Annotated in this window: 8 protein-coding genes, 2 tRNA genes, 2 rRNA genes and 1 other annotated feature (1 of these 13 cut by a window edge); of the genes, 4 read left to right on the plus strand and 8 right to left on the minus strand. The window is 62.5% G+C overall.

Annotated features, from left to right (window positions below; genetic code table 11):
- Nucleotides 1–74: 74 nt before the first annotated feature.
- Nucleotides 75–1,856: a glucan ABC transporter ATP-binding protein/ permease gene (locus ASE95_RS06095; protein WP_056632745.1), complete on the plus strand. Its 1,782-nt coding sequence runs from the start codon at nucleotides 75–77 to the stop codon at nucleotides 1,854–1,856.
- A gap of 107 nt (nucleotides 1,857–1,963) precedes the next feature.
- On the opposite strand, the gene ASE95_RS06100 is transcribed toward ASE95_RS06095, so the two are convergent.
- Nucleotides 1,964–2,779, minus strand: coding sequence for a Crp/Fnr family transcriptional regulator (locus ASE95_RS06100; RefSeq protein WP_056632750.1), 816 nt, complete (start codon nucleotides 2,777–2,779; stop codon nucleotides 1,964–1,966).
- On the minus strand, nucleotides 2,776–3,387 hold the full coding sequence (locus ASE95_RS06105) for a sensor histidine kinase (RefSeq protein ID WP_056632754.1): 612 nt from the start codon (nucleotides 3,385–3,387) through the stop codon (nucleotides 2,776–2,778). Before ASE95_RS06105 ends, ASE95_RS06100 begins: the two co-directional genes overlap by 4 nt.
- A gap of 430 nt (nucleotides 3,388–3,817) precedes the next feature.
- Here ASE95_RS06105 and ASE95_RS06110 point away from each other — a divergent pair, with 430 nt between their 5' ends.
- Nucleotides 3,818–4,627 (plus strand): Crp/Fnr family transcriptional regulator, encoded by an 810-nt coding sequence (locus tag ASE95_RS06110; protein ID WP_056632757.1) that lies wholly within the window; start codon nucleotides 3,818–3,820, stop codon nucleotides 4,625–4,627.
- A 162-nt stretch (nucleotides 4,628–4,789) separates the two neighbouring features.
- On the opposite strand, the gene ASE95_RS06115 is transcribed toward ASE95_RS06110, so the two are convergent.
- Nucleotides 4,790–5,599, minus strand: a complete 810-nt coding sequence (locus tag ASE95_RS06115; protein WP_235528216.1) for a carotenoid biosynthesis protein — start codon at nucleotides 5,597–5,599, stop codon at nucleotides 4,790–4,792.
- Between ASE95_RS06115 and ASE95_RS18225 the strand changes: the two genes are divergently transcribed.
- Together ASE95_RS18225 and ASE95_RS18545 are read left to right on the plus strand one after the other, a co-directional pair.
- Nucleotides 5,510–5,698 (plus strand): hypothetical protein, encoded by a 189-nt coding sequence (locus tag ASE95_RS18225; protein WP_235528220.1) that lies wholly within the window; start codon nucleotides 5,510–5,512, stop codon nucleotides 5,696–5,698. The genes ASE95_RS06115 and ASE95_RS18225 overlap by 90 nt on opposite strands.
- A 180-nt stretch (nucleotides 5,699–5,878) precedes the next feature.
- Nucleotides 5,879–6,784, plus strand: a complete 906-nt coding sequence (locus tag ASE95_RS18545) for a MerR family DNA-binding protein (protein WP_443025427.1) — start codon at nucleotides 5,879–5,881, stop codon at nucleotides 6,782–6,784.
- Between the two features lie 527 nt (nucleotides 6,785–7,311).
- Here ASE95_RS18545 and ASE95_RS17570 read toward each other — a convergent pair.
- From ASE95_RS17570 to ASE95_RS06145, 5 genes are all read right to left on the minus strand, one after another.
- Complete coding sequence (locus tag ASE95_RS17570; protein WP_156347895.1) at nucleotides 7,312–7,563, minus strand: hypothetical protein; 252 nt, start codon at nucleotides 7,561–7,563, stop codon at nucleotides 7,312–7,314.
- Nucleotides 7,564–7,729: 166 nt separating this feature from the next.
- A tRNA-Met gene (locus ASE95_RS06125) sits at nucleotides 7,730–7,806 on the minus strand.
- Between the two features lie 25 nt (nucleotides 7,807–7,831).
- Nucleotides 7,832–7,908: transfer RNA gene (locus ASE95_RS06130), tRNA-Met, on the minus strand.
- A 77-nt stretch (nucleotides 7,909–7,985) separates the two neighbouring features.
- Nucleotides 7,986–8,100: ribosomal RNA gene (gene rrf / locus ASE95_RS18550) — 5S ribosomal RNA — on the minus strand.
- A gap of 35 nt (nucleotides 8,101–8,135) precedes the next feature.
- Nucleotides 8,136–8,220 (minus strand) — a sequence feature (5S ribosomal RNA rRNA prediction is too short).
- A gap of 227 nt (nucleotides 8,221–8,447) precedes the next feature.
- Nucleotides 8,448–9,411: ribosomal RNA gene (locus ASE95_RS06145) — 23S ribosomal RNA — on the minus strand (it continues 1,819 nt past the right edge of the window).

Below are 9,411 nucleotides of genomic sequence, written 5' to 3' on the forward strand. Positions count from 1 at the left end.
CGCGACCCGCCAGTCTGCCCTTCTCACGGCGATGGGAGGGCGGCCTGCGATGTTTATCGGCTGAAGAGGTTGCGATGGCTGAGGCGGAAAAAGGAAAGCGGCACGCTCGCCAGCCGGGCGAACTCGTCCGTGCCCTGCGATTGCTTGCCGTCGAGCGCACCCGGGCCTTGGCTATCGTAAGCGCGAGCATCGTGATCGGCTTGCTCCATGTCGCCGAACCGTTGCTGTTCGGCGCGGCGGTCGATGCCCTCGCGCGCGGTGCGGATCCGCTCCGTCATGTCGGCATGTGGTCGAGCCTGAGCTTCGTCGTGTTCGTCTCCGGAATGGTCGTTGCGCTCACAGCCGATCGGCTGGCGCATCGCCGCCGGCTCGCGGCGATGGCAAGCTTTACCGAGCACCTTCTCGCCTTGCCGCCCTCGTTCCATACCAAAGCCCGCTCGGGCCGTATGCTGCGCATCCTTAACTCGGGCATCGACGCCCTGTTCGGCCTATGGCTGCCCGTCCTGCGTGAGCAGATGACCAACATCGCCTGCCTCGCCGCGATGTTACCGGCGGCATTCCTGCTGAACTGGCGACTTGCCTGTGTTCTAATGGTCATGATGACGGTCTATTTCGGCGTCACGGCGTTGGTATCGAGCAAAACATCGGCGGGGCAACGACAGGTCGAAGAAAACTTCACCACCCTGTCCGGTCATGTCGGCGACCTGTTCGGCAACGTCTCGGTGCTGCAAAGCTTCCTTGCGGCCAATAGTGAATTGCGCACGATCCGTGACTCGCTACAGCAGGTTCTTGCCGCGCAATACCCTGTGCTTAACTGGTGGGCGATCGCCAGCGTGCTCACGAAAGGGGCTTCGTCGCTCTCGATCGTGCTAATTTTCGCTATCGGCGCATGGCTTGCCGCGCGCGGTCAGGCGAGCATCGGGGACATCGTATCGTTCATCGGCTTCACCACCCTGCTGATCGGTCGGTGCGACCAGCTCGCCGGCTTCTTCATGCAAACGATGCTGCGGCGGCCGATGCTTCAACAGTTCTTCGCGGTGCTTGATGAGGAATCGGCAATCGCCGAGCATCCAGATGCGCGTCCCCTCCACGTGACGAACGGCCATGTGCGTTTCGAGCAGGTCAGCTTTTGCTACCCGAGCGGATCGGGCGCGGTGCATGATCTGACCTTCGAAGCGCATCCCGGTCAGACCGTTGCGATCGTCGGCCCCACCGGATCCGGCAAGTCCACGGCAATGGGTCTGTTTCAGCGCGCCTATGATCCCGGCCGCGGTCGCATCCTGATCGACGGTCAGGATATCCGCGCGGTGACGCTTGCTTCGTTACGGGCCGCGACCGGTGTGGTGTTTCAGGAAGCCGGGCTGTTCAACCGCACGATCGCCGAGAATATCGCCATGGGTGATCCATCTGCGACACCTGAGCAGATCGAGGATGCCGCTCGCCTGGCGGGTGCCTATGACTTCATCATGCGGAAGGCGGGCGGTTTTCAGAGTCCCGTCGGTGACCGCGGACAGGGTCTTTCGGGCGGCGAGCGTCAGCGCATTGCGATCGCCCGTGCAATCCTGAAGAATGCACCGATCCTGCTGCTGGACGAGGCCACGTCGGCGCTGGATGTCGAGACCGAAGCCAAGCTCCAGGCAAGTCTGGATCGGCTTCGGCGGGGACGCACCACCTTCGTCATCGCGCATCGGCTGTCCACTATCCGCGCAGCAGATCGGATCATCGTGCTCGATCAGGGCCGGATCGTGGAAAGCGGCACGTTCGACGATCTGGTGAACATGGGCGGCATGTTCGCGAAACTGGCGGCGGAAAGCGGGATTGGGCCTCGCCCGCTCCCGCAGCTGCTGGCGGCCTGATCCCTACCAGCCGCTGTCTCTGTACATCGGCCGTCGTCTCCCCGCCGCCCGACGCTTGCCGACAAGGCGGCGAATACCCGTCGGGCGGCGGGAATAATGACGCGGCGCTACGCCTGCACGTTGTAACTCTGCACGCCGCGAGCATGCGTCGTGGAGCCACGCAGCCAGGGTGCCGTCGTCGTAGCTTCGACGTCGCCCGGCTCGTCGGCCTGAAGATATCCCTCATCAAAGCTGGCGATCCGCCGTAGCGCCGCCATGTTCGGCAAGGTCACCCGCCGGGATTGCGTCACAAGCAGCCCTTCACGGCGAAGCTGCTGGATCATTCGGTTGACGTGCACCGCGGTCAGACCCAGGGCGTCCGCGATATGCTCCTGCGTGATAGGCATGTCATAGCTGGCCCTGTCGCCTTTTGCGCAGCCCAGCCGGACGGCAAACTCGCAGAACAGGTGCGCCAGACGCTCGTGTGCCGTTTTCCGGCCCAGCGACAGCGCCCATTCGCTCAGGATCGCATTCTCGACGATCGTCAGCCAGGTGAATGCGCGGGCGATCGCGGGGCTGTCGGCCGCGAGCGCCTGCACACGCTCGCGGGGCAGCCCGATGGCGACACCCGGCGTGATCGTCCTCACCGCGTAGTTCACCTGGGGAAGCATGAACGAATCAAGATTGCACACGTCGCCCGGCACGACGATCCCGGTAATCTGGCGAGCACCCTGGCGCGTTATCTTGTAACGGCACGCCCATCCGCGCGGGATGATGAATATGGTGTCGGTACGGCCACCTTCGACGATAAGATCCACTCCGGCCTTGAACGGCCGCGGCTCCGCGGCAATCTGTATCAACGCTTCACGGTCCGCGGGTGAAAGCATCGGCGACCGAACCAGCGCGGTTTCCCACAATGCCGAATGGGCGGAGGACGTGTTCATGCCGTCACCTGCTTGTTGTTGTTTGAAAACCTGAGTTCGAAGGCCTTGCCAGTCCCGGTCGGCTCGATCAGCTGACCATCGATCGACGTCATCAATCGTCTGGCAAGTCGGAGACCCAGCCCACTACCGCCTGGCGGTGGCTGGTCCGGAAACGGCATGCCATCGTCGACGACGGCCACCACGGCGGCTCCATCAGCGCTGCGGCCGACAGTCACCGTGATCTGTCCCGGTACCCCAGCCTGAAACGCATACTTGATCGCGTTCGTTATCAGTTCGTTGGCAACGAGGGTGACCGCGGCAATGCGGTCCGCCGGCATGTCGCCGACCGGTTGATCGACGCGAAACGTGATCGCGATCGAGCGTGGCTCGGCATGAAGCGAGAGCGCATGGCACACGCGGCGGAGCGCGATTTCCAGGCTCGATGTTCCCCCATCGAACATGGCCGATCGTGCATGGGCGAGCACCGCAAACCGGTCGGCGGCGTCGCTCAGCGCCACGCGGGTTTCGTCGCTTCTGGCGCGACGGCTCTGAAGCGACAGCAGGCTTACGATCATCTGAAGGTCGTTGCTGCACCGGTGATGCGTCTCTTGCAGCAGCGTGTCGCCCACGCCGGCATCGCGCCATCTCGCTTTCGCTCGCGTCGGTGCTGCCCGGCCTGTCGATGCGTTTGAGATACGCTTCGGCAAGTTGGGCGTGTGCCCTCACCGCCCTTGGATCGGCCGCGTGCTGCGCTCGCTCCCGTTCCGTTTCAGCGCGACGGTAGAAGTAGCTTTGTTCGTCGATCATGGTCGAGGGCCCACCGTAAGACCTGATTCAAAACGATTTTCTACGTTAATGAATGCCACCGCCACCCTTTGTGGGACGCGACACGATCACGATTGCGCAAGATCAAGCAGCGTGGTGCGCCCACCGATCAGGCACCGCCGGGCAGCCGCTCCCGATCAAGTCGCCGCCCGCCACGATTGTGCGATGTCGCACAGAGACTGGCCCGGTTCTGGTAAATGCGCGAGATCAACTCATCATCCACATCGATCTCGAATGATCGAGGCGAGATCGACTGAAGGGCCGCAGCGCCCTGTCGCGAATGAAAGGGCGGATGTGTCGCATTCAGCCGAACGTTACTCAACGAACATCTTGCTCGAAGCGCTTTCGCCGCAAGATCTTGAACTGCTCAAGCCGCATCTGGTGCGCGAGGAACTCCATCGCGGAAAGGTGCTGCTCGAACGGGGGCAACCGATCTGGTCGATCTGGTTCCCTGAAGGAGGCGTGGCGTCGATCATTTCCGAGACCACCGATCATGGCCGTACCGAAGTCGGCATCTTCGGGCGGGAGGGGTTTGCCGGAACTCCGGCTCTGCTCGGCGAAAATACGTCACCGCACGAAATCTTCATTCAGGTCGATGGCCCCAGCGCGCTTCGTATCGAAACATCCAGGTTTCTGGCAGCGGTCGAGGAAAGTGCGACACTACGCAGGATAATGTTACGTTACGTCCAGACCTTCCTTGTTCAGGCTGCGCACAGCGCGGTATCGAACGCGCACCAACGCATCGAGGCGCGGCTCGCGCGCTGGTTGCTGATGTGTCACGATCGGCATGACGGCGACGAGATCCCGCTGACCCACGAATTCATGGCGATGATGATCGCGGCGGAGCGCTCCAGCGTGACGATGTCGCTGCACGTCCTGGAGGGCGCCGGTATGATCCGGGCCACTCGCGGACTCGTCCGCATCCTCGATCGCCAAAAGCTCGAAGATCTGACGGGTGAAGCATATGGGCAAGCGGAAGCGGATTATCGGCGACTGATTGGACCCTTTGGCAAGCACCATCCCCGGCGTGTGCCGGTCGATTGAACGCAGTGCCTTTTCGCGAAGACCGGATCGGCTGCTGAAGCGTCGGCGGTTGGCCGGGCGAACGCGACAGCGGCGGCGGAGCGGGTATATGCGCCCACCACCCTGGCAGCGCACGGGCGAGGTGGCTCTCCCCCCGACTAGGCCGATTCACCGATAAGGGGGCTAACCCGACGTATCCGCCGGAGCAACGGAGATCAGCCGGGGGCGGGATATCGCGGCGATGATCGTGATGATGGCGGGGAGTATCATCGCCGGGAGGCTGATCGCGGCCGACGCCTCGTAGATGTCGGCGATGACGAACGTCCGTTCCCCGACGCTCGTCGTACCCGGCGCCGCGACAGCGTATTGAAGGAAATAGCTCAGCGCAGTGCCGATCCAGATCATCGGCGGCAGGAGCGCGAAGGTCATGGTTTCTGCCGCGGACGTTCGTACGAAGCCTCGCTGCACTCGTGCGAGAATCTGGAACGCGACCCAGCCGGTCACGAGCCAGCCCAGAAAGTTGCTCAGCGGCACGCCGAACAGGCCGCTCGGATCGCGGAAACCGTGGACCTTGAGGACGGTCGCGCCGATCGGGTCCCAGGGATAGTCATAGCCGGCAAGGAGGAAAGTGCCGACGACCGGTGCACTTAGCAACGCCGTGCGGCTTGTGGTGCCAAGGCTGCGCATCAGGGTCATGGTTTGTGCCCAGGCCGGCCAACCGAACACCGCATAGCCGATGGGAACGGCCATAGGCACGCCCAGCAAGCGCGGACCCGCCGTATTGTGGTGGAAGAAGCCGAACGGCACCCCCGTAGCGATGCTGATCGCCTCCAGCACGAAACTGGCGGCCCCCATGATGGCGAAGAAAGCGAAGGCGCCGGGCCAGCCGCCCGCGAGCGAGGCGTGGACGAGAACGAAGCCAAGCAGTGCCAGAAACTGTATCCCGGCCGCAGCGCCGCCAGCGGACGATTGCGGGAACAGGCTGGCGATGATCGTGGCAGCGAACCACGCGAGTACGAATATCCGGCACAGCATGAGCCGGCGGAAACCTGCATGATCCGGGTTTCGACGTTCTTCGCTCATGAAGGCTGATTATGATCCCATGTCGGGGATGGCAACGTTCGGAGCATCAGGCAAGCTGATGCTCCTGCCACTCGATCCTAATCGGTCATGAGCAGATGCCCTTGAACCTCTCGTAGCTATCGCCCCCGATGCCCTTCCCGGGCGCACCGGCCAAAATTCGTTCGCCAGCGTCAGCGCGCCGAGCGTTGCATGCAGCACCGTTCCGTCGACAGCCGGCTCGGTCGCGGCGTGATCCGCACCGTACACGTCTGCCGCACCCTCCAGCAGCCGCGACCGCCATTGATTGATGAGGTTCGGGTGAACGTCATACTGCTGCGACATTTCGGCCATCGTCCTCTCGGCTTTCACGGCGGCCAGCGCCACCTTGGCCTTGAACGCCAGGCTATCGTTTCGGCGCGGTCGCTTGCTCATCTTGCCTTCTGCTCGCGGCTAACATGGCCGCTGTCAGACCGGCAAACGTCGTTCGCGAGCGCGGCGCGTGCACGCCAGCACAGCGCCGTCACGCCCGCGACGGCTTCGACCCCGAGTACGCCGGCGCTGATCACGAACACCACCCACCGCACGACCCGCCATGCCGAACGGCGTCATGGCGATGGGACGGCGCAACCATCACGGCTCTCCTGCCATGTCGACAAGCCTTCAACCTGGGCGCCCCCCCCGGTAAGGTCTGCAGCAGTTGGAGGGGTCGAGAACACGGCGTTGACGATCGCCGATCTGGGCAAGGCAACCAACACGAAGGTCAAAACGACGGGCTATTACCCGCGTATCGGCCCGTTGCCGAAGCCCATCCGCTGTGCAGGCAACTACCGCACCAATGGCGTGGACGAGATGGGATGCCGGTCTTTCATCCGACGCACCCACGATCTGGGCCTTTCGCTCGATCAGGTGTTCGCGCTGGTGGACTCGTCGGATGATCGAGCGTGCGACTGTGCTGGTATCGGCCCGATCGCCAATGAACGTTTGCAACACGTGGATCGCGAGCCCGCTGATCTGCCCGCACTCCGGCGCGAATTGAAGGTGTCATCTATTTCTGTGGCGGCGGCACCGTTGCCGGATGCCGGATCATCGAAGCGCTGGGCCCACTATCGACAGTGAAAGGCACCGCTGAATTTGTCGCTCGCGGCGACGAACGAGGCTCGCTGTTTCTCTTTTCCGCTCTTGGCTGGCAACGGCCGCTAGGCTCTCCATCCGCAAGCGCACGGTTGCCCCGCTCGGGCGCGGGCCGCGTGGCAAGCCGAGGATCAGGCCGGAGTTGCCGGCCCGCATGGCCAGGCCCTGGATACGCTCGGCGTCGAGCAGATTGCGCACCCAGACCATCACCTCGATGCCGTGGCGAAGCGATAGCCGGCATTGGCTTTGGTCAGGTTGGAGCCGCGGATATAAGTAAAGTGTGACAAGCTCGGTCGTCGCTATAGCCGCTACGCAAGGCGGCACCGACAAGGACGAACGCCTCGCCGCTGCCGACCGCGCGCGTGTAAGCGAGCCGAGCAGTGAGCGCGAGGCGCAGTAGCGAGGCGAGGCGGCGGCCAGCGAAGCTGCATGCCTCGTCGCGGCGGTCGGCGCGTTCGCCGGATCGTCCGGCAGGCAAGGGCCGGCGGGATCGTCGCACAACCCTCATCCGACTAGGCGAAGCTGGAACGCGCGCTGAGGCCAAGCAGCCGGATCATGGTGCCATCCGGCGCGATGTCCTTCACCGTCACCATGGGGATGGTCGACAGATCGCGGTGCAGCAGCACCGGGGCGCATGGGTCGAGGTGCTCGGCAAGCGTGATCGCTTCCCGCGCCTCACTCCGGATGCGGAGAAGATCATCAGCGATGCACTGCCGCCACGCATCATGGCAGGTATGGAGGACGACGATGGCGCTCGCGCCCACTGACGACCCGACTAAAGCAGGTGAGAGCCCGGGGGCACGGGTGAAGCGAAGCGCCGGCCCGTCCAGCTCGACGGTGGCCTGTACCGGATGCTGGCGTTCGCGCAGGGCCTGCGCCCCGAACGCAGGAAAGCCCCGGACCGTGTGGTCTGGGGCGTTTGTGTATTGTTGGTTGCGGGGACAGGATTTGAACCTGTGACCTTCAGGTTATGAGCCTGACGAGCTACCGGGCTGCTCCACCCCGCGCCGAGGTATTCCTGCCATGGATGGGTGGTTGCGGGGACAGGATTTGAACCTGTGACCTTCAGGTTATGAGCCTGACGAGCTACCGGGCTGCTCCACCCCGCGCCGAGGTATTCCTGCCATGGATGGCGGGATGGTRTKTGGATTGTGGATGGGTTCTTTGTGTTCGTGCTGGCTTCAATGCCTGGCGGCGACCTACTCTTCCATCGCTTGAGCGATAGTACCATTGGCGCGGTCGGGTTTCACGTCCGAGTTCGGGATGGGATCGGGTGGGACACCGACGCTATGGCCACCAGGCAATGGAGCCAGCACGGATTTCNCTTCCATCGCTTGAGCGATAGTACCATTGGCGCGGTCGGGTTTCACGTCCGAGTTCGGGATGGGATCGGGTGGGACACCGACGCTATGGCCACCAGGCAATGGAGCCAGCACGGATTTCSTTGCCGGCTTTTRTGCCGGKTCGGAGAGGTTCAAAATCGATGCACTGATACTGGTTGTGAGATGATCACCCACGCCCAACGCTGTTGTTGGGGGTGTGAGCTCATCAAGCGCGAATAGGANTCGGAGAGGTTCAAAATCGATGCACTGATACTGGTTGTGAGATGATCACCCACGCCCAACGCTGTTGTTGGGGGTGTGAGCTCATCAAGCGCGAATAGGACGATTAGTATCGGTTAGCTTCACGCGTTACCGCGCTTCCACATCCGATCTATCAAGGTCGTGGTCTCCGACCGTCCTGTGAAATCTTATCTCGAGGGAGGCTTCCCGCTTAGATGCTTTCAGCGGTTATCCCGTCCGTACATAGCTACCCTGCTGCGCCGTTGGCACGACGACAGGTACACCAGAGGTACGTTCAACCCGGTCCTCTCGTACTAGGGTCAACTCCTCTCAAATTTCGACGCCCACGGCAGATAGGGACCAAACTGTCTCGCGACGTTCTGAACCCAGCTCACGTACCACTTTAATTGGCGAACAGCCAAACCCTTGGGACCTGCTCCAGCCCCAGGATGTGATGAGCCGACATCGAGGTGCCAAACAACCCCGTCGATATGAGCTCTTGGGGGTTATCAGCCTGTTATCCCCGGCGTACCTTTTATCCGTTGAGCGATGGCCCTTCCACGAGGGACCACCGGATCACTATGACCGACTTTCGTCTCTGCTCGACTTGTCAGTCTCGCAGTCAGGCTGGCTTATGCCATTGCACTCTAACAGCCGGTTTCCAACCGGCCTGAGCCAACCTTCGCGCGCCTCCGTTACTCTTTAGGAGGCGACCGCCCCAGTCAAACTACCCGCCACAGAGGGTCCCTGTACCGGTTTCACGGTACGAGGTTAGACAATAGACAACAACAGGGTGGTATTTCACCTGTGGCTCCACACCGGCTGGCGCCGATGCTTCAAAGCCTCCCACCTATGCTACACAGTTCTTGTCCACTGCCACTCTGAAGCTGCAGTAAAGGTGCACGGGGTCTTTCCGTCTAACCGCGGGTACTCCGCATCTTCACGGAGAATTCAATTTCGCTGAGCATGTCCTGGAGACAGTGGGGAAGTCGTTACGCCATTCGTGCAGGTCGGAACTTACCCGACAAGGAATTTCGCTACCTTAGGACC

This window comes from Sphingomonas sp. Leaf231, from assembly GCF_001421995.1.
In the GTDB taxonomy this organism is placed as follows: Bacteria; Pseudomonadota; Alphaproteobacteria; order Sphingomonadales; family Sphingomonadaceae; genus Sphingomonas.

Bases quoted from the DNA above. Each gene is read 5' to 3' on its own strand.
- ASE95_RS18545 (WP_443025427.1), top strand. From the start codon at position 5,879: ATGCAGCACCGTTCCGTCGACAGCCGGCTCGGTCGCGGCGTGATCCGC.
- ASE95_RS06095 (WP_056632745.1), top strand. From the start codon at position 75: ATGGCTGAGGCGGAAAAAGGAAAGCGGCACGCTCGCCAGCCGGGCGAA.
- ASE95_RS06100 (WP_056632750.1), bottom strand. From the start codon at position 2,779: ATGAACACGTCCTCCGCCCATTCGGCATTGTGGGAAACCGCGCTGGTT.
- ASE95_RS06110 (WP_056632757.1), top strand. From the start codon at position 3,818: ATGATCGAGGCGAGATCGACTGAAGGGCCGCAGCGCCCTGTCGCGAAT.